Below are 24,469 nucleotides of genomic sequence, written 5' to 3'. Positions count from 1 at the left end.
GCAGTTCGGCGTTTCCGTGAAACGATGAACCGCTCTACGCTGCCGCGGTGTTCTCCCGTAGCAGCCGCTCGGCCGCCGCGCGCGCCTCGTCGGTGATGGTGGCGCCGGCGAGCATGCGTGCGATCTCTTCCTGCCGCGCCGCCCGGTCCATCTCGGCGATGCCGGTCGAGACCCGGTCGGCGCCGCCCGATTTGGAGATCAGGAAATGCGTCGCCGCGCGCGCCGCCACTTGCGGTGCATGCGTGACCGACAGCACCTGCACGCGTTTTGCCAGCCGCGCCAGCCGCTGGCCGATGGCGTCGGCAACCGCGCCGCCGACGCCGGTGTCGATTTCATCAAAGACCAAGGTCGGCGCCGAGCCCCGGTCAGCGAGTGCTACCTTCAACGCCAGCAGGAAGCGCGAAAGCTCGCCGCCGGAAGCGACTTTCATCATCGGGCCGGGCCTGGTGCCGGGGTTGGTGCGCACCCAGAACTCGACCTGGTCGATGCCTTCTTCCATGCGGCTCTCGGCATCGCTTGCGATCTCGACGATGAACTCGGCCCGTTCGAGCTTCAGCGCCGGCAGTTCGGTCATCACCGCCTTGGTCAGCCCGACGGCCGCCGCATGGCGAAGCGACGACAGCTGGGCCGCCGTAATGTCATAGGCCTGGCGCGCCGCCGCAGCCTGTTTCTCCAGCGCATGCAAGCGCTCTTCGCCGGCGTCGAGATCGGCAAGGTCGGCAGCCATGGTGTCACGCAATTGTGCCAGGTCGTCGACGGCGACGCTGTGCTTGCGCGAGGCGGCACGCAGCGAAAACAGCCGCTCCTCGGCTTTCTCCAGCCGCTGCGGATCATATTCGGTGGCGCGAAGTGCTGCTTCGACGCCCGACTGCGCCGCGTCGAGCGACAGCATCGCCTCGTCGAGCGACTTGACGACATCCTCGAGCAGCCCGGGCGCTTCGGTGACCTTGCGCTGCAGCCGCCTGAGCAGGCTGGCCAGTTGCGGCAAGGGCGAGGACGGACCCGAGAGCACATCCTGAGCATCGTGGATTTCCGAGGCGATCTTTTCCGCTCGCATCATCGCGGCGCGCAGTTCGGCCAGCTCCGTCTCTTCGCCAGGTTGCGGATCGAGCCTGGTCAATTCGGCGACCGCTGCACGCAGATAATCGGCCTCACGGGAAGCTGCCTCGACTTTGGCCCGGTGCCGTGAAAATTCCTGCTCGCAGGTACGCCAATGCCGCCACGCCTCGCCGGTTGCCCGAGCAGCGCCGAGATGGCCACCGAAACTGTCGAGCAACTCGCGATGGGCGCCGGGATCGACCAAAGCGCGCTCGTCATGCTGGCCGTGGATCTCGACCAGCGCACGGCCGATGTCGCGCATCAGCGTCACGCTGGACGGCTGGTCGTTGACGAAAACGCGCGTGCGGCCGTCAGCCGTCTGGACGCGGCGCAGGATGATGTCGCCGTCGTCCTCGATGGCATTCTCGGCAAGCAGCATGCGAGCCGCGTGGTTGCGCGGCACGTCGAACACGGCGATGATCTGGCCTTGTGCCGCGCCATGCCGCACCAGCGAAGCGTCGCCGCGGGCGCCAAGCGCCAGTGACAAAGCGTCGAGCAGGATAGATTTTCCGGCGCCGGTTTCGCCGGTAAGGACCGAAAGGCCGGACGAGAAGTCGATGTCCAGCTTCTCGATCAGAACGATATCGCGGATCGACAGTCTGGAGAGCATGGTGACGCGCCGCTCAGGCGCCGGTGATCAGCTTCCCGGCCTTGGAGATCCACGATCCGGCATTCTCGCGCGGCTCGAGCCCACCACTCTGCAGGAGCTTGTAGGAGTCCTTGTACCACTGGCTGTCGGGATAGTTGGTGCCGAGCACGGCCGCAGCGGTCTGCGCTTCCGACGTCAACCCCATCGCATAGTAGCTCTCGGTAAGACGCGCCAGCGCCTCTTCGACATGGCGTGTGTTGGAATAGTTCTCCACCACGTTGCGGAACCGTTTGACGGCCGCGATGTATTCGCGGCGCTCGAGATAATAGCGGCCGATCTGCATCTCTTTGCCGGCGAGCTGATCGTTGGCGAAGCGGATCTTCTCCTTGGCGTCGTCGGCATATTCGGACGTGGGCCAGCGCGTCACGAGGTCCTGCATCGTCTGCACGGTAAGACGCGCTTCCTTCTGGTCCTGGGTGACGTCCTTGATCTGACGGTAGTAGCTCAGCCCGATAATGTACTGGGCATAGGCTGCATCGTCGGTCGACGGATAAAGGGTCAGGTAGCGCTTGGCCGAACCGATCGCCTCGTCGTAATTGCCTTGACGGTAGTCGGCAAAGGCGCCCATCACCATCGATTTGCGGGCGAATTCCGAATACGGATGCTGGCGGTCGACCGCATCGAATTTGCGGCTTGCTTCCTGCAGGCGCCCGGCATTCAGATTGGCGAGACCCTGATTATAGAGCACGTCGGCCGGCTCGGTCTGATCGACATAGGTCGATAGATCGACGTCCTTCTCGGACGACATGCAGGCCGACAGAAACAGCGATGGAACGACCACCGAAAGCGCCAGGAAAACAGCCCGCCGCGGCGCCTTCGATTGACCAACTCGCTTGAAAAACATGATTGGATTCCGCCCTTTCGGCGTCATTTCAGTCGACGGCAGCAGCCATAAACCATAACCGCCTTGCCCGGCAACGCTATCCCCGGCCAATCGCACATTTTTGTGGCGGTTTGGCGCCACCTGGAAAGCTGTGCGATTTGGCCGGCCAGTGATGCATCCATGCAACACCGCTGATCGCGATAAGAGCCGCAAAAACGTTAAGAATCAGATCATCCAGGGCGCATAGAGGGGTGCGTTGACGGCGCTCATCTCGGCGGTACGCCCGCGCTCGCGGCGCGTCGTCTCAACGATCTCGAAAGCCGAACGGTCGGACAAGAGACGGCGCAGCGCAGCTGCGTTCAGCCTGTGGCCGCCACGATAGGAGCGGAAGCAGCCGATGAACCGGGCACCGGCGAGCGCCAGGTCGCCCATCGCATCCATCGTCTTGTGGCGCGCGAACTCGTTGGGATAGCGCAGGCCTCCCATGTTGATCACGCGGTTGTCGTCGCCGATCACCAGGGAGTTTTCCAAAGACGAGCCGAGCGCATAGCCGGCCGCCCACAGCCGCTCGACGTCCTTCATGAAACCGAAAGTGCGGGCCCGCGCGACGTCGCGGCGGAAAATGTCGGCGTTCATGTCGGATGCAAAAAGCTGGCGCCCGATCGCCGGGCTTTCGAAATCGATCTCGATCTCGAAGCGCGTGCCGTCATAGGGCCTGAACTCCGCCCAGCAGGCGCCGTTCTCGATGCGAACCGGCTTGACCACCCTGATGTAGCGACGCTTGACCGGCAGCGTTTCGATGCCTGCCTGGTCAATGGCCTCGACGAACATCACTGCGCTGCCGTCGAGGATAGGCACCTCATGGCCGTCGATTTCGATGACGAGATTGTCGATTCCAAGCCCGAAAAGCGTCGCCATCAGATGCTCGACCGTGGCAATGTGCTCGCCTTGCGGATCGCCAAGCATGGTGCAGAGATCGGTGGCGCCGACCTCGGAGACGAGCGCGCGAAATTCGTGGCTTCCGCTTGCATTCGAAAGCTGGAAGACGACACCCGTATCGGCGTCCGCCGGCAGGAAATGGACGGTGACCGGATTGCCACTGTGAACGCCGATGCCGGTCAGCGTCGCACGCGATTTAAGTGTCGTCTGATAGTCGTGCAAAACAATCCCCATAGCCCATGCTGCCTAGGTCCGCTTCATCTGCCCTGAGGGCGCGGCTCTTGATTGATCGGCAGGCAGGGCCACTTCCCCGAGACTCCCAGCAAACCGACTTTGGTCGGTGGCGAAGATAATGGTCCCGCAGGGAGACTCCAAATCACGGTTTCTTACTCGTTGTAACCGCGCTCCAGCGCGGGATTGCCCCATAAGTCCTTGTTTTAAAATTGCTTTTAATATTAACAGGCGAACAGTTTCCTGCTCGCCTGTTAACAACTGTTACGAACCGTTAACAGATCAATTGGCCTGTCGGCGCAGGAAGGCGGGAATCTCCAACTGATCGTCTTCCTGGACAGCCCGGCTCTGCGGCGTCAGGCGGCCCTGCTCGTCCAGCTGGCCGCGGCGCGGTGCGTAAAGCTGCGGATCCTGGCTGGCTAGGCGGCGCACTTCCGCCGGCGCCTGGCGCAGTTTCGGTTCGCGAGGCTGCGCCGGCTGCAGTCTTGCAGGCTCCTCTTCGCGGCGGGTCAAGCCGTTGGTCAGGCGCTTGAGCAAGCCCATCGGGCCGCTGTTCTCTTGGTCGGCGGGGCGGGCCTTGGCTTCCACTTCGGCCTTCACCTGCGGCGGGAAATCCTCGACCCGCGGCATGCGCTGGGGTGCCGCGGCAACCGGCTGCGGCATTTCACGATGCGGAGCGGGCTGCATCGCTTGCTGAACCGCTGGCTGCATCATTGGCTGCGGCTGAGCGGGAGGCGCCTGGAAAATCTTGCTCTGCGGACGGAAGTCTTCCGCATGGGCGACCGGTGCCGGGCGGGCCTGCGCCATCGCTGCCGCATTCGCCTCGGCGAGCTGAATGGCCTCGGCGACCGGGTCGGCAGCACGTGGTTCATAGATCGGTTGCTGGACAGGCGCCGGGCGCATTTCCGTGACCTGGGGCGCCGGGCGGCTGACCGGCTTCGGCGGAGCCGTGCGGATGGCGATCGGCGCGGCAGCGATTTCGGCCGCCGATTTGTCGATGCCGGTGGCGACCACCGACACGCGGATAACGCCTTCGAGTTCCTCGTCGAAAGTGGCGCCTAGAATGATGTTGGCATCCTGGTCGACCTCTTCGCGAATGCGGGTTGCGGCCTCATCGACTTCGAACAGGGTCAGGTCGCGGCCGCCGGTGATCGAGATCAGCAGGCCCTTGGCGCCCTTCATCGAGGTCTCGTCGAGCAGCGGGTTGGCGATGGCGGCTTCAGCCGCGGCCATTGCGCGGCCCTCGCCCGAAGCCTCGCCGGTTCCCATCATCGCCTTGCCCATTTCGCGCATGACCGAGCGGACGTCGGCGAAGTCGAGATTGATCAGGCCTTCCTTGACCATCAGGTCGGTAATGCAGGCAACGCCCGAATAGAGCACCTGGTCGGCCATGGCGAAGGCATCGGCGAAGGTGGTCTTGTCATTGGCCAGCCGGAACAGGTTCTGGTTGGGAATAACGATCAGGGTATCGACGCATTTCTGCAGTTCCTCGATACCCATGTCGGCCGTCTTCATGCGGCGCTGGCCTTCGAAGTGGAACGGCTTGGTGACGACGCCGACGGTGAGGATACCCTTTTCGCGGGCAGCGCGGGCAACGACGGGAGCTGCCCCGGTGCCGGTGCCGCCGCCCATGCCGGCAGTGACGAAGCACATATGCGTGTTGGAGAGATGATCGATGATCTCGTCGATGCATTCCTCCGCCGCCGCGCGCCCGACTTCAGGCTGCGATCCGGCGCCGAGACCCTCGGTGACATGCGCGCCGAGCTGGATCAGCCGCTCGGCCTTCGACATCGTCAGTGCCTGCGCGTCGGTGTTGGCCACCACGAACTCGACGCCGCGCAAGCCGGCGGTGATCATGTTGTTGACGGCATTGCCGCCGCCGCCGCCGACACCGAACACGGTGATGCGCGGCTTGAGCTCGGTGATGTCCGGCTTCTGCAGATTGATGGTCATTGTCTTCGTCCTTTGCCTTTCCCGCCGCTTCGCCGCCGCGGCCGCCTATGGGGCTGTCCCCGTCAAAATTAAAAACTGTCTCTCAACCACTGACTCATTCGATGCAGTTTTCCGCCTGTTCCGGTCATCCGAAGACCGGAAATTCCCTTCGCCGGCCGGCTCTCGAAGCTCGCCATCTGTGGATAGATCAGAAGTCCGACCGGGGTCGAGAAAGCCGGCCCCTTGGCCGCCTCGGGCAAGCCTGCCACGCCAAGCGGGCGTCCGATGCGCACATTGCGGCCGAGAATGCGGCGTGCTGCTTCTGGCAGGCCGGCAAGCTGGCTGGCACCGCCGGTCAGCACCACACGCTTGCCGACGGCGTTGCCGTAGCCGGATTTGTTCAGCCGGTCGCGCAACAATTCCAGCGTCTCGTCGATGCGGGCGCGGATGATGCGCGTCATCACCGAGCGCGGGATCTGCAACGGCACCTCGCCGTCCTCGCCGATCGGATGGATGGAAACCAGGTCGCGGTCGTCGGCACTGCCAGGCAGCGCCGAGCCATGCATCACTTTCAGCCTTTCGGCGGCATCGAGCGAGGTCGACAGGCCCTTGGCCATATCCAGCGTGACGTGGTTGCCGCCGATCGCGATGGCATCGCCATGGACGAACTTGCCTTCCGAAAACACCGAGATCGTCGTCGTGCCGCCGCCCATGTCGATGCAGGCCGCGCCCATTTCGAGCTCGTCGTCGACCAGCGCAGCAAGCCCACTGGCATAGGGCGTCGCCACCATGCGTTCAACCGACAGATGCGAGCGGTTGATGCAGAGCTCCAGATTGCGCAAGGGCGCTGCGTCGCCTGTCAGCACGTGCATGTCGACGCCAAGCTGGTCGCCAACCATGCCGCGCGGATCGCGCACACCGCGCTCGGCATCCAGCGAAAAGGCTACGGGAAGCGAATGGATCACCTCGCGCTCGGCCCGCAACGCCTGCTTGGCGCCGGCGGCAAGCACGCGCTTGACGTCGGCCTCGTCGGCCTCATGGCCGCCGAGATTGATGGTGGCCGAAAAAGCCTCGCTCTTCAGCCGGCCGGCAGTCATGTTGACGATCAGCGAATCGACCGTCAGTCCCGCCATGCGTTCGGCGGCGTCGACGGCAAGACGGATGGCGTGCTCGGCACGGTCGAGATCGATGACGACGCCCGATTTCACGCCTTGCGATTTCTGGTGGCCGATGCCGATCACCTGGACGCGATGCGAGCGTCCGCGCAGCAGCTTGCCATCGTCGCGCGGCTTGAGTTTGGCCACCACGCAGCAGACCTTGCTGGAGCCGACATCCAGCACCGTCAGGATGCCGGACCGGCGCGACGAGGCATCGCTATTGCCGCCAAGCCAGCTCATATCTTCGTCTCCGGCTTGCGCTTCAGCATCTTGGGCTTTTCGTCGAGCGCGGCTTGGCGCTGTGTCGCCGCTTCCGGCGTCAACTGGACGACCAGACGATCGGAAAGGCGCATGTCGACGGCGGCGATGTCGCGCGTCAAAAGCCCGTTCTCGTGATCCATCCTGACCAGGTCGGCAATCGCCTGATCCTCACCGTCTTCGGGTAGCTTGATCGTGATGCCGTTTTCAAGCTTGAGATCCCAGCGCCGTTCGCCGATGCGGATATAGCCCTTGATCCGCGCGGCGAGCTCCGGATAATTCTTGATCTTGGCCAGGAAATCCGGCGCTTTGGCCGGCGCGCCGGTGCCGATGATCAGCGGCAGCAATATCTGCTTGCCGCCGGAGAACGGCGCAATGACGGTGCCGGATTTCTCGATGACCGAAAGCGCGCTGCCTTGCTGCCACAGCGCGAACGGCTCGCGCTCCTCGACGCGCACTTCCAGCGTATGCGGGTAGACCTTGCGCACTGCCGCGGCTTCGACCCAGGGTAGCGTGGTGATGCGTTCGCGCGCGGCTTCGGCATCGAAGCCGATCAGCGAGGTCCAGCCGTCGAGTTCCAGCCTGTCGAGAATATCGATCTCGGACGTTTCGCGGTTGCCGACGACCTTGACCTGGTCGACGGCAAAGCCGGTGCGGGCGGTGACACTCTGGACGATGGCGTCGGAATATCCGCCGAGATAGGCGCCATAGGCACTGCTCGAAACAAGCAGTGCCGCCGACAGCATGGCAGCGCAATAGGGCGGCGCTTCGAAGTCGCCTTCGCCGAGGCGCGCCAGCACGCGCACCGGCCGGCGGAGCAGGCGCGGCAGCACGAAATGGTCGAATGACAACGGCATGCCGAACAGCGCCGGCCCGGCCGCGCCCTTCCCCTTGCCCTGTCCCCACTTCAACGCAGACACGAAGCGTCCTCCACCATCCAACTCAACAAATCGCCGAACGAGTGTCCCGCTTGCGCGGCGATTTCCGGCACCAAAGACGTCGGCGTCATGCCCGGCTGGGTGTTGACCTCGAGCCAGACAATTTCGCCGTTTTCGGAGTGACGATCGTCATAACGGAAGTCCGACCGGGAAACGCCCCGACAGCCGATAGCTTGGTGAGCCTTGAGCGTCAGTGTCTGTATTTTTTGGTAAATATTCGGTGAAAGTTTTGCCGGGCATTCGTGTTTTGATCCTCCCGCGACGTATTTTGAATCATAGTCGTAGAAGGAATGGCCGGTCGGGATGATCTCGCAGACACCGAGCGCCACATCGCCCATTACCGCGCACGTCAATTCCCGCCCGTGCACATAACGCTCGACCATCACCGTATCGCCATATCTCCACTCGGACGAGCCGATGATCTGCGGCGGATGCGACTGGCCTTTATGCACGATGACGACACCGAAGCTCGACCCTTCGTTGACCGGCTTGACGACATAGGGCGGCTTCATCGGGTGCTTGTTCTGGATGGCGAAGCGATTGGCCACCTTCGATTCCGCCACCGGAATGCCGGCCGCTTTGGCGACCTTCTTGGCCTGTTCCTTGTTCATCGCGAGCGCCGAGGCAAGCACGCCGGAATGGGTGTACGGAATGGCGAGGTACTCGAGGATGCCCTGGATGGTGCCGTCCTCGCCGAAGGGGCCGTGCAGTGCGTTGAAGACGACGTCAGGCTTGAGCGCGCTGAGCACCGAGCCGATGTCGCGCGAGACGTCGACGCGGGTGACCTGGTAGCCCTCTCCCTCGAGCGCATCGGCGCAGGCTTTACCCGACGACAAGGACACGGGCCGCTCGGACGAGAATCCCCCCAGAAGGACGGCCACATGCTTGCTTGTCATTCCCCGTCATTTCCTCTCACAGCAGGCCTGCACCATCGTGCATGCCCCGAAAAGCATCGCGCGCGCTCAAATGCGCCCGAGCAACTTCGCTCCCGTGTTTCCGCAACATTGAGTCCGAGTCTCCCGGCAGGTTGCCCCCCAGACGGAAACGCGAGTAACGCGTCGAAACGACTCAAATCAGGAAACGCTTCAGGGCAGAGAATCAGAGAGTTGATTCGCTGGCAAGTGCTTACGATTCCGATGGATTCACTTTCCGCAAAAACGGCAGCAAAATGTGAATTCATGAGTCCGAAAGGCAACGGCGGTCAGCTTGCCTAAAGCAACTGCCCGAGAAATTCCTGGACGGCATGGCCCGGCCGAAAATTACCGATGCGCTTGATCTCCCACTGCAGCCGGATGCCTGATCTTTCGAGCACGCGCGCACGCACCGTCTCACCGAGATATTCAAGCTCGTAGCCCGTGGCGGTTCCGGTGTTGATCATGAAGTTGCAATGCATCGGCGACATCTGCGCCCCACCAACCATCAGGCCGCGGCAGCCGGCCTTGTCGATCTCCTTCCAGGCCGAGGTGCCCTCAGGATTCTTGAAGGTAGAGCCACCGGTCTTTTCGCGGATCGGCTGCACGGTCTCGCGATGGTTCTGGACAGCATCCATCGCGGCCTTGATCGCCGCCTTGTCCTCAGGAATGCCTTCGAGCAGCGCCGACGTGAAGATCAGCCCGGACGGCGCCGCTGAATGGCGATAGGCATAGCCCATATCGGCATTGCTCAGCGTATGAACATTGCCCTTGCGGTCGAGTGCCCGCACCTCGACCACGCGCTCGCGCGTCTCGACGCCATTGGCGCCGGCGTTCATCCTCAGCGCTCCGCCAATGGCGCCGGGAATGCCGTGGTAGAAATGAAAGCCACCGATGCCGGCCTCGTAGGCAACGGCCGCAAGGCGCTTGTCGGGTGTCGCGGCGCCCGCCTTGATCGTGGTCGGCGCGATCACTTCGGTCTCGCCAAAGCCTTTGGCCGAAAGCCGGATGACAAAGCCCGCAATGCCGCCGTCACGGACAAGCAGGTTCGAGCCGACGCCGACGATGGTCAGCGGAATTTCCTCCGGCACCGCCTTCAGGAACGTGGCAAGATCGTCCTCGTCGGCCGGCTGGAACAATGCGTCCGCGAGCCCGCCGGCTCGAAACCAGGTGATCTTGTCCATCTCGGCATTGGGCGTGATGCGGCCGCGCAGTCCGGCAAGCCGGTCGCCAAGCTTCTCGATCAACGCCTGGCCGCGCATCATGAGATAGTCCCGCCGAGTTCCTTGGGCAGCGCATAGGCCCATTGGGTGATGTTGCCGGCGCCGAGGAAGACGACGAAATCGCCCGGCTTCGCCACCTCGCGCACGATCGGCGCAATCGCCGCCGGACCTTCGATGTAGCGTGCGTCGCGATGGCCGCCGGAGCGGATGCGCGACACCAGTGCGTCGGACGTGACGCCGTCGATCGGTTCCTCGCCGGCCGCATAGACGGGCGCCACCATTACCGTATCGGCGTCGTTGAAGCAGACGGAAAACTCGTCGAACAGATCGCGCAGCCGGGTGAAGCGATGCGGTTGTGTAACGGCGATGATGCGACCCTTGGTAGCGCTGCGCGCAGCTTTCAGTACCGCCGTGATCTCGACCGGATGATGACCGTAATCGTCGAACACATCGACACCGTTCCACGAACCGGTATGGGTGAAGCGCCGCTTGACGCCCGCGAAAGACGACAGGCCCTTCTTGATTGCCTCAGCCGAAAGGCCGAGCTCATGCGCGACGGCAATCGCCGCCGTCGCGTTGGAGACATTGTGGCGCCCGGGCATGGGCAGCCGCAGGCCTGATATCGTTATCTGGCCGTGCGTCTTGCGGTCGCGGATCACCACGTCGAATTCCGAGGTCGGGCCGTCCATGCGGTGATTGGTGAAGCGCACGTCGGCCTGCGCATTTTCGCCATAGGTGATGACGCGCCGGTCCTCGATGCGGGCGACCAGCGCCTGCACCTCGGGGTGGTCGGTGCACATCACACCAAAGCCGTAGAACGGCACATTCTCGACGAACTGACGAAACGCTTCGCGCACTTTGTCGAAGGAGCCGTAATGGTCGAGGTGCTCGGGGTCGATATTGGTGACGACTGCAATCTCGGCCGGCAGCTTGAGGAAGGTGCCGTCGCTCTCGTCGGCCTCGACCACCATCCATTCGCCGTCTCCCATGCGGGCATTGGTGCCATAGGCATTGATGATGCCGCCATTGATTACCGTCGGGTCGAGCCCGCCGGCTTCGAGTAGCGTCGCCACCATCGAAGTCGTCGTCGTCTTGCCATGCGTGCCGCCGATCGCGACCGCCTGCCGGAAGCGCATCAGCTCGGCCAGCATTTCGGCGCGCCGCACGATCGGCAGCAACTTCTCTCTCGCCGCCTTCAGCTCCGGGTTGGATTTCTTGATTGCGGTGGAGACGACGACCACTTCGGCCTCGCCGAGGTTTTCGGCCTGATGGCCGACGAAGCATTCGATGCCCTTGTCGCGCAGCCGCTGCACATTGGCGCTGTCGGCCTGATCGGATCCCTGCACCTTGTAGCCGAGATTGTGCAGCACCTCGGCGATGCCGCTCATGCCGATGCCGCCAATGCCGATGAAATGCACGAGGCCGATCGTCTGTGGCATCTTCATGCGTGCGTCTCCTTCCTGAATTCCGAAACGGATTTCCTGGACGCAATAGCCTCTGTCAGATCGGCGAGCAACCGCGCCGCGTCGGGTCTTCGCACCGAGCGGGCCGCCGTGGCCATGGCGGCGAGCCTGTCGCCGTCGCCCAGCAACTCCACGATCTCGCCTGCGAGCGCCGCCGCGTCGAGGCCGGGCTGGCGCCGCATCACCGCGCCCCCCGCGTTGACGAGGATCTGTGCATTGTGGCCTTGATCGTCGTCGAGGGCATGCGGAAGAGGCACGAGGATGGCCGGCCGGCCGATCACCGAAAGCTCGAGCACCGTCGACGCGCCCGAGCGTGAGATGACGAGATGCGCGGCGGCCATGCGCGCCGGCAGATCGGAGAAGAACGACGCGACCTCGGCCTCGATGCCGAGAGCGCGGTAGTGCTCTCTCACCTGCGCCTCGTCCTCGCCGCGCGCCTGCTGCACGATGCTCAGCCGCGAGCGCATTGCGCTGGGCATCGCCGCCACCGCCTCAGGCACAGTGTCGGAAAAATAGCGCGCGCCCTGGCTGCCGCCGAAGACGAGCAGCCGCAGCGGCCCGCCGGGCTCGGGCACGGCATAGGGCCTGCCGGCCACGTCGAGCACCGCCTGCCGGACCGGATTGCCCGTCTCCACGATCTTGGCCGAGAAGGGACCGGACGCCTTGAGGAAGCCCCCCGCAATCGCCGTCACCCGCGGCGCGAGAGCCTTGTTGGCGCGGCCCATTACCGCGTTCTGCTCATGGATCAGCGTTGGCGCACCGCGTCGCGTCGCCGCGAACAGCGGCGGCAGCGTCGGATAGCCGCCGAAGCCCACCACCGCATTCGGCCTCAGCCGGGCGATCAGGGCGGACGACTGGCGGAATCCACGCCACAGGGTCCAGAAGGTCCGCGCGACAGTCAGCGGATTTCTCGACCCGAAGGTAGCGGAGGCGATCGCGTGGACGCCGTCGCCGGGGAACCTGCCGGCATAGCGCTCGGCGCGGTCGTCGGTGGCCAGATGTACCGCCCAGCCGCGCGTCTTGAGCTCATGTGCCAGCGCCTCGGCCGGGAACAGATGTCCGCCGGTTCCGCCTGCCGCCAGAAGGATGACCCCCTTCGCCATCTCACTCCGCCGGCATCGCACGCGGCGACGGCATGAAGCCCAGCTGCTTGCGCTTTTCCGGGCGCTTGCGCGTCAGCGCCAGCACCATGCCCATCGAGATGGCGATCGCGATCTGCGAAGAGCCGCCGTAGGAGATGAACGGCAGCGTCATTCCCTTGGCCGGCATCAGCTGCAGATTGACGGCCATGTTGATGACCGACTGCAGGCCGAAGACCGTGACCAGGCCGCCAACCGCGTAGCGGGTGAAATCGTCCTGCTCCCTGAGCGCCGTGTTGAGACCGCGCAGCACGATGAAGCCGAAGATGGACATGATGAAGAAACACATGACCAGCCCGAATTCCTCGCCGGCGACAGAGAAGACGAAGTCGGCGTGGCTGTCGGGGATGACCCGCTTGACGGTACCCTCGCCCGGCCCGACGCCGAACCAGCCGCCATTGATCAGCGCCTCGCGGCCCATGTCGACCTGGAACGTGTCGCCCTCGCCGGTCATGAAGCGGTCGATACGGCCGGCAACGTGCGGGAACACTGCATAGGCGGCGAACACGCCGCCGACGCCTGCAGCACCCAGCGCGACGATCCACAGCCACGGCAATCCGGCCATGAAGAACATCACCCCCCAGGTGCCGAGCACCAGCATGGTCTGCCCAAGGTCAGGCTGCGCCACCAGCAGCGAGATGACCAGTGCAAGCAGCAACATGGCGAACAAATTGCCCGGAATGTCGGGCTGGCGCTTGTGCTCGGCGAACAACCAGGCGCAGATGATGACGAAGGCCGGTTTCAGGAACTCGGACGGCTGGATCGACAGGCCGGCTAGCGACACCCAGCGCCGCGCGCCCTTCACCTCGACGCCGATATAGAGCACCGCCACCATCAGAAACAGCATGATGCACAACATGACCAGCGCCATGCGCCGGATCTGCCTGGATTCAAGGAACGAGACGGCCAGCATTACCCCAAGCGCCGGAATGGTGAAGATAATCTGGCGTGTCGCGAAGTGGAAACTGTCTAGCCCGATGCGCTCGGCCACCGCCGGGCTTGCGGCGAAGGACAAAACGATGCCGAGCCCCATCAGCGACAGGAACGCCGCCAGGAACCAGCGATCGATCGTCCACCACCAGGTCGCCACAGGGCTTTTGTCGAGACGGCTTTGCATTATCGTGTCCCTCCGATGGGCTTCACGCCATCAATGGCGGTTGCGGCTTGCCTGAACGCCTCGCCGCGGACTTCGAAATTCTTGAACTGGTCGAAACTGGCGCAGGCCGGCGACAGCAGCACCACTGCCTCGCCGCTACTATCCCTGGCCGCATCGCGGGCGGCGTGTTCGACTGCCGCCGCCAACGTGCCTGATATCTCGTAGGGCACCGCTTCGCCCAGCGTCGCCGAAAAGGCCGGTGCGGCTTCGCCGACCAGATAGGCCTTGGCGATGCGCGGGAAGAAGCCGCGTAACGGCTCGATGCCGCCCTCTTTCGGCAGGCCGCCGGCAATCCAGTAGATACGCGCAAAGCTCGACAGCGCCGGTGCAGCGGCATCGGCATTGGTCGCCTTGGAATCGTTGACGAACAGCACATGCCCTTTGCGGCCGACCTGCTCCATGCGGTGCGCCAGCCCAGGGAAACTCTCCAGTCCGGATTGGATCTCGCCGAGCTCGAGCCCGACCTTGAGGCAGGCGGCGGCGGCGGCCAGCGCGTTCTGCGCATTGTGCTGGCCGCGCAACGAGCCGATGCCTTCGAGGAAGGCGACACGGCTGTAGCGGCCGTGCACGGCTTCCATTAAGTTGGTGCCGTCAGCGAAATAACCGTCGGTCAGCGGCAGGCGCTTGGAGATGCGGATGACCTGCCGGCCGGCCCGCTCCAGCCGATCGGCGATCTGGGCGCACCAGGAATCGTCGACACCGATGATTGCCGTCTCGCTGCCGGCCACCAGCCGCTCCTTGATCGAGGCGTAGTGTTGCATCGTGCCATGGCGGTCGAGATGGTCCGGCGTCAGGTTGAGCAGCACACCGGCCGTCGGATTGATCGAAGGGGCAAGATCGATCTGGTAGGAAGAGCACTCAACCACATAGTGCCGTTCAGGCTGCGGCGGATCGAGCGTCATCACCGCGCGGCCGATATTGCCGCCCATCTGCGTGTCGCGCCCAGCCGATTTTAGGATGTGCGCCGTCAGTGCCGTGGTCGTCGACTTGCCGTTGGTGCCGGTAATGGCAATGAAAGGTGCTGCCGGTGCCAGCAGCATCCGCTCGCGGCAGAAAAGCTCGATGTCGCCGATGATCTCCACGCCTGAGCCCCGCGCCAGCTCGACGGTCCAGTGCGGCTTGGGATGCGTCAGAGGCACGCCGGGCGACAGCACGAAGGCAGAAAACCTCGCCCAGTCCGCACCGCGCAGGTCCGCTGTCGTGATGCCGACCGCGCCGGCCTTGGCGACGCTATCGGGATTGTCGTCCCAGGCCAGCACATCCGCGCCGCCCTCGATCAGCGCGCGCGCCGTGGCAATCCCCGAGCCACCGAGCCCGAAGAGCGAAACGCGCTTGCCTGAAAAGGATGCGGCGGGGATCAAGCGGCCTCCTATCTGAGCTTCAGGGTCGACAGGCCGACCAGCGCCAGGATGACGGCGATGATCCAGAAGCGGATCACCACCTGGCTTTCGGTCCAGCCGAGCTTTTCGAAATGATGGTGGATCGGCGCCATCAGGAAGACGCGCTTGCCGGTCATCTTGAAGTAGCCGACCTGGATGATGACCGAGAATATCTCGACGACGAACAGGCCGCCGACGATGACCAGCACGATCTCGTGCTTGGTCGCCACCGCGACCGTGCCGATCAGCCCACCCAGCGCCAGCGAGCCGGTGTCGCCCATGAAGATCGCCGCCGGCGGCGCATTGAACCAGAGAAAGCCAAGTCCGGCGCCGATCACCGCTCCAAGGACCACCGCAAGTTCACCGGTGCCGGGCACGAAATGGATCTGCAGATATTCGGCGAACACCGCGTTGCCGGAGAGATAGGCGATGACGCCGAAGGATGCGGCGGCGATCATGATCGGCACGATCGCCAGCCCGTCGAGACCGTCGGTCAGGTTCACCGCATTGCCGGCGCCGACGATGACGAAGCACGAGAACGGGATGAAGAACCAGCCGAGATTGACGAGAAACTCCTTGGCGAAAGGGAATGTCAACGATGACGAGAACGGCGCCTGGCCGTTATGCATGATCACCCAGGCGGCGATGCCGGCGATGACGAATTCGAGCCCCAGCCGCGCCTTGCCGGAAAAGCCGAGATGCGATTGCTTGGTTACTTTGAGATAATCGTCGTAAAAGCCGATCGAGCCGAATCCCAGCGTCACCAGCAGGACCACCCAGACGTAGATGCTCGACAGGTTCGCCCACAGCAGCGACGAACCGACGATGCCGGACAGGATCATCAGTCCGCCCATTGTCGGCGTTCCCGCCTTCTTGAAATGCGTCTGCGGCCCGTCGGCACGGATCGGCTGGCCTTTGCCTTGCCGCAGCCGCAGCGAATTGATGATGGTCGGTCCGAAAATGAACACGATCAGTGCCGCTGTGATCAGCGCTCCGCCGGTGCGGAAGGTTATGTAGCGGAAGACGTTGAAGACCGAGATCTTGTCCGCAAATTCGACGAGCAGTGTTAGCATGCGCTTGCGTCCCCCGGACCGATCCTAGGTCTGTCTGCTGGTTGTGGCTTCCGCCGGAAACTTGCCGAGCAACGCCTCGACCAGCTTTGAAAAGCCTATGCCCTTCGACGATTTGATCATGACCACGTCGCCGGGCTTCAATGCCGATAGAAGAACCGGTTTCAGATCTTCCGCACCGGCGCGGTACTCCGTCCTGATCTCGCCGGGCAAAACGTCGGCCAGCGCCCGCATCTCCGGGCCGCCGAGAAAGACCGTGCGCGTGTCGGTGCCGACGATCAGACCGGCAAGCGCGGCATGCAATTTCGCCGAATGGCTGCCGAGCTCGAGCATATCACCGAGCACGGCAATGCGCCTGCCCTCGCCCGACACCGGCGTCGTATTGAGCAGTGCCATTGCAGCGCTCATCGACGCCGGATTGGCGTTGTAGCTCTCGTCGATCAGCGTGATCGGCCCGTTGGGGTGACGCAACACATAGCGCTTGCCGCGTCCGCGTTCGGGCGAAAGATCGGCCAGCGCCTGCGCAACTCTGGTGACGTCGGCGCCGACCAGATGCGCGGCACCAAGCACCGCGAGCACGTTCTGCACCATATGGCGGCCCGGCGCGCCGATCCTGGCGACAATCTCGTGCCCGCCAATCTTGGCGGTGATGACCGAGTGATCGGCATTGAGCTCGCATTTGATCAGTTTGAAGGTCGCCCGGGCATTCTCGCCGAACCCGTAGACATGCTCGACGCCGGCCTCTTTGGCCATCTTCTCCAGCAGCTTCCAGCGCGCATCGTCGCGGTTGAGAAGGGCGGCGCCACCGGGCTCCAATCCCTCGAAAACCTCTGCCTTGGCCTTGGCGATCTCGTCCAGGTTGCGGAAGAAGCCGAGGTGAGCCGCCGCGATCAACGTGACGATGGCGACATGCGGCCGGACCATCTTGACCAGAGGCCGGATCTCGTCGGGATGGTTCATGCCGATCTCGAAGACAGCATAGTCGCAATCCTGCGGCATGCGCGCCAGCGTCAGCGGCACGCCCCAGTGATTGTTGAACGACTGGGCCGATGCATGCACCGTACCGACCGCAGAGAGAGCGTGGCGTAGCGCTTCCTTGGTGGTGGTCTTGCCCGCCGACCCGGTCACGGCAATCACCCTGGCCTTTGAGCGTGCGCGCGCGGCAACGCCGAGCTTTTCCAGAGCGACAAGCACGTCCTCGACGACGATCATCGGTGCCGTCAGCCGCCCCAGCGACGGCAGCTTGCCCTCGGCGACGACAAGCACGCCGGCGCCCGCCTTGATGGCGGCGGTGACGAAATCATGGCCGTCCATCGCCTCGCCCTTGATGGCGAAGAAGGCGTCTCCCGGCTGCAGGCTGCGGCTGTCGATGGAAATGCCGGCGATGCCTTCAGGCATCGGACCGAGCGGCCGGCCATCCATGGCGGCAACCAGCGCCTCGGAGGTCCACAGATAGCTCACGCCGCTTGCTCCCTGAGCGCCGAGCGAACTTCCTCATGATCGGAAAAATGCAGCGTCTCGGTGCCGATGGTCTGGCCTTCCTCATGACCCTTGCCGGCCACGATCAGCGTGTCTCCGGCATGTAGCATCCCGACCGCCTCGTGAATGGCCTTGCGCCGGTCGCCGATCTCGATCGCGCCAGGTGCCGCCGCGAGGATTGCGGCGCGGATCGTCTCGGGGACTTCCGAGCGGGGATTGTCGTCGGTGACGATGACGATGTCGGCCAGCCTTGTGGCGATTTCGCCCATGATCGGCCGTTTGCCCCGGTCGCGGTCGCCGCCGCAGCCGAATACGACGATGACGCGGCCGGTGGTAAAGGGGCGCACCGAAGCCAGCACGTTTTCCAGCGCATCCGGCTTGTGCGCGTAGTCGACATAGACCGGTGCGCCGTTAGCGGCCGTCCCGACAAGGTCGAGCCGTCCCGGCGCTCCCTTCAATTTCTCCAGCGCCATCAATGCCTTGGCAACAGATGTTCCAGTCGAAATGGCGAGGCCGGCCGACACCAGCGCATTTGCAATCTGGAAGTCGCCGGCCAGCGGCAAGTCGACTTCATGGAGAACGCCGTCCGCTTCGACCTCGGCGCGCTGGCGGTGGCGCTCGTGCTCGACCCGCTTCAGCCGCAGGAAATCGCCGTGGCGGCCGACCGTCAGCACATTCAGTCCCCCTGCCCGCGCCGCCTTGATCGTCGGCTCCGACCACGGGTCGTCGGCAAAGATGACCGCCGGCGCGCCCTTCGGCAGCAGCGCGTCGAACAGACGCAATTTGGCGCGATGATAGTCCTCGACCGTCGGATGATAGTCCATATGGTCGCGGCCGAGATTGGTGAAGCCGCCGGCCGTAAGCTTGACGCCGTCGAGCCGGCGCTGGTCGAGGCCATGGCTGGACGCTTCCATCGAGGCGTGGGTGACGCCGGCCTCCGCCAGCTCCTTGAGCAGCCTGTGCAGTGCCACCGGATCCGGCGTGGTCAGCGAGCCATATTCGTTGCGGCCCGGCGCCACCACGCCGGTCGTGCCGATCGAGGCGGCGGCGAAACCCGCCTGCTCCCATATCTGCCGGGTGAATGCGGCGACCGAGGTCTTGCCGCTGGTTCCGGTCACCGCGACCATGGTTTGCGGTTGCATGCCGAAAAAACGTGCAGCACTCAGCGCCAGTGCAAGGCGCGGATCGTCTACGACAAGAACCGGGACTGGCAGCCCGGCGACCGCACTGCCCTTGCCGACCACGATCGCTGCGGCGCCTCGGCTCGCGGCATCGGCTGCGTAGGCTGCGCCATCCGCCTTGGAGCCGGTGAGCGCGAAAAAGACGACGCCCCGTGTTACCTGGCGGGAATCCGACGAAATCCCTGTAACCTCCATGTCGAAGGAAGCTGTCCCCTCGACAGGCAGGATACCGGCTAGATTTTTCAGCTTCATCGAACCCCGTTCATCGCAACAAAATAGCGCGCAGTTGCCGGCGCGCCCCAAGAATCATTGATAGGAAACCAGCGTTGCACCATTTTCATGGCTGAAATCTGGCTTCACGCCAAGCATGGAAGCCGCACGTCGGATGATGTTTGCAGCCATGATGCCCGCGTTCGAGGCGGCCGTAGCACCCATGCCGGGCTTTTCCGGCTTCGGTTCGTCGGCGATCGTAAGCACTATGTATTGCGGATCGTCCATCGGGAAAGCCGCAACGAAGGCGTTGAAATTCTTTTCCTTCGAGTAACGGCCGTTGACAACCTTCTCCGCCGTTCCCGTCTTGCCGCCCACCCGGTATCCTGGCACCCGTGCATTGCGGCCGGATCCCTTTTCGGCATTGAGTGCATAGAGATAGCGCATGCCCTCGACCGTCTTGTCGCTGACCACTTTCTTGGCCACCGCCATCGCCTGCTCCTGCGTGCGCGGCAGGAAGGTCGGGTCCATCAGATAGCCGCCATTCATCAGCGCGGCGCAGCCGACCGCTGTCTGCAGCGGCGTCGTCGACACACCGTGGCCGAAGGCGATGGTGATCGAATTGACCTGCTTCCAGACCTTGGGCTCGGTCGGCCGAGCGACTTCCGGCAGTTCGGTCTGCATCTTCTCGAGGATTCCCAGGCGATGCAGGAATTCGCGGTGTCCGTCGATGCCAACCGCTTCGGCTTCCTTGGCAGAGCCGATATTGGAGGAGTAGATGAACACTTCCGGCACCGACAATACCCGGCCCTTGCCATGGAAATCATGGATGGTTTGATGGCCGATCCTGATCGGGCGCGACGCGTCGAAACGGCTTTGCAGCGTTATCTTGCCGGAATCGAGCGCCATGGCGGTGGTGAAGCTCTTGAAGGTCGACCCCATTTCATAGAGGCCGGCCGACATACGGTTGAGCCGGTCCTTGTCCTGCGCGTTATAGGGGTTGTTCGGATCGAAATCCGGAACCGACGCCATCGCCAGCACCTCGCCGGTCTTGACGTTGAGCACAACGGCGCCCGCCGCGATGGCGTGGTACTTTTCCATGCCGGTGGCGACCTCGTCGCGCACGATATGCTGGACGCGCAGGTCGATCGAGAGCTGCACCGGCTTCAAATCCTTGGCCACCGCCAGACCCGACGCCTGAAGGTCGCTCAAGCCTTGTTCGTCGATGTATTTCTCCATGCCGGAGATGCCCTGATTGTCGATGTTGGTGAGGCCGACAATGTAGGACGAGGTTTCGCCGGCCGGATAGAACCGGCGCTTTTCGGTGCGAAAGCCGAATCCGGGGATGCCGAGTTGCATGATGTCGGCCTGCTGCTTCGGCGTCAGTTGCCGCTGCAGCCAGACGAACCCGGCGCCGCTCTTCAGCTTGTTATATGTCTGCTCGTAGTCGATCTCGGGAAGCACCGTCGACAGCTTTTCGATCGCCTCGTCGGCATCGACGATGCGGCGCGGTTCGGCAAACAGCGACGCGGTCTTGATGTCGGTCGCCAGCACTTCGCCGTTACGGTCGACGATGTCGGGTCGCGATGCCGTCACCCGGCTCTGCGGCCCGCCCGACAGGTCGGGATTCTGGAAACCCAGATAGACCAGCCGCCCGGCAATGGTCGAATAGATGCCGAAGAACACCGTCATCGTCATGACGATGCGGGTCCTGCCCTTGCCACCGGTCGCCTTGCGGGCACCTTCGACCACGATCGATCCGCCTGCACCGGACTTCGAACCGCGCTTCAGCAGCCTCCCAATCTTTGGAAATCTGGCAGCGATTGGAAATCCGGTGATCATTGGACGATGCCTCCGGTCACCACGGGATCTTTGCCGCCGATATCGGCCATGCCGCCTAGCCGCTGCGATGAAAGGTCCTCGATGTTGACGGGTTTCGCCGGCAGATCGTCCAGCCCGACGATCTGGCGCGCATTGACCGGCTCGAGTCCGAGTTGCGATTTGTAGATTTCGGTGAGCTTCTGCAGGCGCGACGGCTGGGTAAGCAGGCTCCAGTCCGCCTTGAGCAGGTCGATCGTGTCCTCCTCATAACGGATCTGCGCCTGGATCTTGTGCACTGCCGCCAGTTGCTCCTCGGCCTCGCGCTTGGTCTTGTAGGTCAGGGCAGCCGCCGAAACCATGACGGCGATCAGGACTATGTCGCTGGTACGAAACACGTGCTCACCTCTCTCCCGGTCGATCGGCGCCGGGAAGCTTTGGGCCAGGCAGTTTTGGCAGGCCGAAAATCGAAAAATCACCGGCACGCGCCGGCGCCTCTGTACGGATTGCAGTGCGCAGCCTTGCCGAGCGCGCCCGCGGATTTGCCGATATCTCGGCATCGCCAGGTGTCACGCCGCCGCCCTTCTTGGTGAAGGTGGCGGTGCGCGCCTGCGCCTCGGGCAGGTGCCGCGATCCGGTCGCTGAATCGGCTCTGTCGGCGATGAAGCGCTTGACGATGCGGTCCTCGAGGGAATGGAAGGTCACCACGACAAGCCGCCCGCCCGGTTTCAGCACGCGCTCTGCGGCAAACAGTGCCTTGGCCAGTTCGCCGAGTTCGTCATTGACGAAGATGCGCAGCGCCTGGAAAACGCGGGTGGCCGGATGGATCTTGTCTTTCGGCGCGCGACCGATATGCGTCTCGATGGCATCGGCAAGGTCGAGCGTGCGCTCGAAGGGGCGTTTTTCGCGACGGCTCTCGATTATGCGGGCGATGCGCCCGGCATGGCGTTCCTCGCCGAGAAAACCGAAGATGCGGGCAAGATCGCCCACCTTGAAGGTGTTGACGACGTCGGCGGCGCTCAGGCCCGCCTGCGCCATGCGCATGTCGAGCGGTCCATCGGCCCGGAACGAAAAGCCGCGGTCCGGCTGGTCGATCTGCATGGAGGAGATGCCGATGTCGAGCACGACGCCATCGGCACTTTCAACCTGCTCGTCGAGCGTCGAGAACGGTGCCTGGACAAGCCTGAGCTTGCCGCCGGACTGCTGTTCAAGGGCCCGCCCCGCCGCGATCGCATCCGGATCGCGGTCGATGGCGACGACCGAGGCTCCGCTTGCCAGAATGGCCTTCGTGTAGCCGCCGGCACCGAACGTGCCGTCGACGATCACCTCGCCTTTTGTCGGCGCCAGCGCCTCCAGAACTTCGGCAAGGAGGACCGGAATGTGACGGGCTGGTCCGCCAACGGCATGAACTTCATCGCCGCCGCCCGCCATCATTCCGGCCGCTCCCCGGGCTTCGTCCCCTGCCGAAGCTGCAAAAGCCGTGCGCGTGCTTCCGTCCCATAGGCGCTGAGCCGTCCCGGCTCCCAGATCTGAAAGAAATTGCCGCGGCCAACGAAGGCCACTTCCGCTGAAATGCCGGTATGCTCGCGAATGAAATCGCTCATCGTGATACGGCCGTCCTGGTCGAGCTTCAGAAACGTTCCATCGCCATGGCAGAAGAACGACATGTCGTCCGCCGTCTGCAGGAACGGGTCTTCCTGGGCGATACGCTGCTCGTAGCGATCGAGCAGGTCGAGCCCACCGACATCCATCGCCGGGCGATCCAGGCAGCGTAGCGCATAAAGTTCCGAATAGCCGCGTTTCTGCACAACGGCACGGAAATGCGCCGGCACGGACACCCGTCCCTTCGCATCGATCCTGTTCACCGCGTTCGACAGAAACCGGTCCATTACGCGTTACGGCCGCTTGCGCCGCCGCACCCCTCTGCATCTTCCTGTCCGCGCCGCCCCGGCCCGGTCGACGTCCAAAACCCGCTTCGTTGTGACGGGCGAACGCAGGCAAACGCGCAGCCGCCGCGGCTGCCCGATTGGCGTACGCTTCACCCTGACACGGAACGAAGGCTTGAGTATCGGAATGGGATATCATGGGGTGTTATGGGCGTCAACGGGAACAGTCTTCAAAACGCGCCTGCCACGACTGGGGAGAGCAGCTTTGACGGCGCTCCGGTCTTTATCCTCCATTAAGCCTAACGAAGCGTTTAGGGCCGTGTGGTCCAAGCGGAGGCGGCTTGCTGCGGATCGCTGCCGCGCATAGCCTCGGCATCTCCTTTTCCGGTCAGTAACGAGGTTTGAAACCATGTCCGAAACCGCCAAGTCACGCGCCGCGGCACTTCCCCATCTGCGTCGCGGCAGGCATGCCAAGGGCGACCCGATCCCCTTGCCCCTGACCATGGCCGCCATCTTTCATGCGCCCGGCGACGCCACCGGCTTCGATCAATATGGCCGCTTCAGCAATCCGACCTGGGATGCGGTCGAGCACATGCTGGCGCATCTGGAAGACGCCCCATGCGTCGCCTTTCCCTCGGGGATGGCTGCCATCTCGGCGGTATTTTTCGGTCTGCTCAAAGCCGGCGACCGTATCCTGCTGCCGTCCGACGGCTATCACACGACGAGAGCGCTGGCAGAGCGCTTCCTGAAGTCCTTCGGCGTCGCTTATGATGTCCGGCCAACATCGAGCTTCCTCGACGGCGGCTTCGATAGGTATCGGCTTGCGTTCGTCGAAACGCCCGCCAACCCAGGACTGGACATATGCGACATCGCAGCCGTCGCCGAGGCCGTGCATAGAGCGGGTGCGGTGCTTGTGGTCGACAACACGACGATGACGCCTTTCGGCCAGCGCCCGCTCGATCTCGGCGCAGATATCGTCATTGCCGCCGACACCAAGGCACCAAACGGCCATTCCGATGTGCTGTTCGGCCATGTCGCCAGCCGCGACGCGGACATTATCTCGAGGGTGACCGACTGGCGCGAGACGTCGGGCGCCATCCCCGGGCCGTTCGAGGCATGGCTGGTGCATCGCGGCCTCGAAACGCTGGACGTGCGCTTCGACCGCATGTGCGCTTCCGCCGAAATGATAGCGCGACGGCTGAAAAACCATCGCGCGATCAGCGGCTTGCGCTTTCCGGGACTGGAGAGCGATCCATCGCACAATCTTGCCTGCGCCCAGATGGAGCGCTTCGGATTTCTCATCTCGTTCGTGCTCGCCTCGGAGGACAAGGCCGAGGATTTCATCAACAACTGCGCCTTGATGCAGGCAGCGACGTCGTTCGGCGGCGTACACACCTCGGCCGAACGGCGATCAAAAAGGGGAGATGCCGTTCCGCCCGGCTTCGTTCGCCTGTCGGTCGGCTGCGAGCCGGTGGAAGAGCTTTGGCAGGCGATCGAGGCGTCGCTGGACGCAATCGGTGGCTGAATCG

At 63.8% G+C, this 24,469-nt stretch carries 20 protein-coding genes; 1 reads left to right on the top strand and 19 read right to left on the bottom strand.

Annotated features, from left to right (window positions below):
- Positions 1-34: 34 nt before the first annotated feature.
- From recN to mraZ, 19 genes are all read right to left on the bottom strand, one after another.
- Positions 35-1,708, bottom strand: coding sequence for a DNA repair protein RecN (recN, locus tag NKK47_RS03675; RefSeq protein ID WP_352456159.1), 1,674 nt, complete (start codon positions 1,706-1,708; stop codon positions 35-37).
- A 13-nt stretch (positions 1,709-1,721) separates the two neighbouring features.
- Entirely contained in the window at positions 1,722-2,591 is an 870-nt protein-coding gene (locus NKK47_RS03670) for an outer membrane protein assembly factor BamD (protein ID WP_352456160.1), read from the bottom strand.
- 204 nt (positions 2,592-2,795) lie between these two features.
- Positions 2,796-3,743, bottom strand: a complete 948-nt coding sequence (gene lpxC / locus NKK47_RS03665) for a UDP-3-O-acyl-N-acetylglucosamine deacetylase (protein ID WP_254818982.1) — start codon at positions 3,741-3,743, stop codon at positions 2,796-2,798.
- Positions 3,744-4,022: 279 nt separating this feature from the next.
- A complete protein-coding gene (ftsZ, locus tag NKK47_RS03660) occupies positions 4,023-5,693 on the bottom strand; it encodes a cell division protein FtsZ (RefSeq protein WP_352456161.1) in 1,671 nt (556 codons plus the stop codon).
- Positions 5,694-5,761: 68 nt separating this feature from the next.
- Positions 5,762-7,069 carry a cell division protein FtsA gene (ftsA, locus tag NKK47_RS03655; protein ID WP_352456162.1) on the bottom strand — a complete coding sequence of 436 codons (1,308 nt, stop codon included), beginning with the start codon at positions 7,067-7,069 and terminating at the stop codon, positions 5,762-5,764.
- Entirely contained in the window at positions 7,066-8,007 is a 942-nt protein-coding gene (locus tag NKK47_RS03650) for a cell division protein FtsQ/DivIB (RefSeq protein WP_352456163.1), read from the bottom strand. Before NKK47_RS03650 ends, ftsA begins: the two co-directional genes overlap by 4 nt.
- Positions 7,995-8,921 carry a D-alanine--D-alanine ligase gene (locus NKK47_RS03645; protein ID WP_352575092.1) on the bottom strand — a complete coding sequence of 309 codons (927 nt, stop codon included), beginning with the start codon at positions 8,919-8,921 and terminating at the stop codon, positions 7,995-7,997. The genes NKK47_RS03650 and NKK47_RS03645 overlap by 13 nt, the downstream gene beginning before the upstream one ends.
- Positions 8,922-9,235: 314 nt before the next feature.
- On the bottom strand, positions 9,236-10,201 hold the full coding sequence (murB, locus tag NKK47_RS03640; protein ID WP_031211769.1) for a UDP-N-acetylmuramate dehydrogenase: 966 nt from the start codon (positions 10,199-10,201) through the stop codon (positions 9,236-9,238).
- The gene (gene murC / locus NKK47_RS03635) at positions 10,198-11,604 is read right to left on the bottom strand and encodes a UDP-N-acetylmuramate--L-alanine ligase (protein ID WP_352456166.1); all 1,407 of its coding nucleotides are present in this window, start codon (positions 11,602-11,604) and stop codon (positions 10,198-10,200) included. Before murC ends, murB begins: the two co-directional genes overlap by 4 nt.
- Positions 11,601-12,725 (bottom strand): undecaprenyldiphospho-muramoylpentapeptide beta-N-acetylglucosaminyltransferase, encoded by a 1,125-nt coding sequence (gene murG / locus NKK47_RS03630; RefSeq protein ID WP_352575090.1) that lies wholly within the window; start codon positions 12,723-12,725, stop codon positions 11,601-11,603. Before murG ends, murC begins: the two co-directional genes overlap by 4 nt.
- Position 12,726: 1 nt before the next feature.
- A complete protein-coding gene (gene ftsW, locus NKK47_RS03625; RefSeq protein ID WP_352575088.1) occupies positions 12,727-13,878 on the bottom strand; it encodes a putative lipid II flippase FtsW in 1,152 nt (383 codons plus the stop codon).
- The gene (murD, locus tag NKK47_RS03620) at positions 13,878-15,278 is read right to left on the bottom strand and encodes a UDP-N-acetylmuramoyl-L-alanine--D-glutamate ligase (protein WP_352575086.1); all 1,401 of its coding nucleotides are present in this window, start codon (positions 15,276-15,278) and stop codon (positions 13,878-13,880) included. Before murD ends, ftsW begins: the two co-directional genes overlap by 1 nt.
- 8 nt (positions 15,279-15,286) lie before the next feature.
- On the bottom strand, positions 15,287-16,369 hold the full coding sequence (mraY, locus tag NKK47_RS03615) for a phospho-N-acetylmuramoyl-pentapeptide-transferase (RefSeq protein ID WP_023676767.1): 1,083 nt from the start codon (positions 16,367-16,369) through the stop codon (positions 15,287-15,289).
- Positions 16,370-16,393: 24 nt separating this feature from the next.
- The gene (locus tag NKK47_RS03610) at positions 16,394-17,827 is read right to left on the bottom strand and encodes a UDP-N-acetylmuramoylalanyl-D-glutamyl-2,6-diaminopimelate--D-alanyl-D-alanine ligase (protein ID WP_352575084.1); all 1,434 of its coding nucleotides are present in this window, start codon (positions 17,825-17,827) and stop codon (positions 16,394-16,396) included.
- Complete coding sequence (locus NKK47_RS03605) at positions 17,824-19,278, bottom strand: UDP-N-acetylmuramoyl-L-alanyl-D-glutamate--2,6-diaminopimelate ligase (RefSeq protein WP_352575082.1); 1,455 nt, start codon at positions 19,276-19,278, stop codon at positions 17,824-17,826. The genes NKK47_RS03610 and NKK47_RS03605 overlap by 4 nt, the downstream gene beginning before the upstream one ends.
- Before the next feature lie 54 nt (positions 19,279-19,332).
- Entirely contained in the window at positions 19,333-21,078 is a 1,746-nt protein-coding gene (locus NKK47_RS03600) for a peptidoglycan D,D-transpeptidase FtsI family protein (RefSeq protein ID WP_352575080.1), read from the bottom strand.
- Positions 21,075-21,452 (bottom strand): cell division protein FtsL, encoded by a 378-nt coding sequence (gene ftsL / locus NKK47_RS03595; RefSeq protein WP_023676771.1) that lies wholly within the window; start codon positions 21,450-21,452, stop codon positions 21,075-21,077. The genes NKK47_RS03600 and ftsL overlap by 4 nt, the downstream gene beginning before the upstream one ends.
- A 4-nt stretch (positions 21,453-21,456) precedes the next feature.
- Positions 21,457-22,488 (bottom strand): 16S rRNA (cytosine(1402)-N(4))-methyltransferase RsmH, encoded by a 1,032-nt coding sequence (gene rsmH, locus NKK47_RS03590; protein WP_352575078.1) that lies wholly within the window; start codon positions 22,486-22,488, stop codon positions 21,457-21,459.
- Positions 22,485-22,943, bottom strand: a complete 459-nt coding sequence (gene mraZ, locus NKK47_RS03585) for a division/cell wall cluster transcriptional repressor MraZ (protein ID WP_254818997.1) — start codon at positions 22,941-22,943, stop codon at positions 22,485-22,487. Before mraZ ends, rsmH begins: the two co-directional genes overlap by 4 nt.
- Positions 22,944-23,349: 406 nt before the next feature.
- Here mraZ and NKK47_RS03580 point away from each other — a divergent pair, with 406 nt between their 5' ends.
- Positions 23,350-24,465 (top strand): cystathionine gamma-lyase, encoded by a 1,116-nt coding sequence (locus tag NKK47_RS03580; RefSeq protein ID WP_352575076.1) that lies wholly within the window; start codon positions 23,350-23,352, stop codon positions 24,463-24,465.
- Positions 24,466-24,469: the final 4 nt, after the last annotated feature.

The organism is Mesorhizobium sp. M0019 (assembly GCF_040323975.1).
GTDB lineage: Bacteria > Pseudomonadota > Alphaproteobacteria > Rhizobiales > Rhizobiaceae > Mesorhizobium.
The sequence above is the reverse complement of the archived record's forward strand: the minus strand, read 5'-3'. Positions and strand labels throughout refer to the sequence as shown.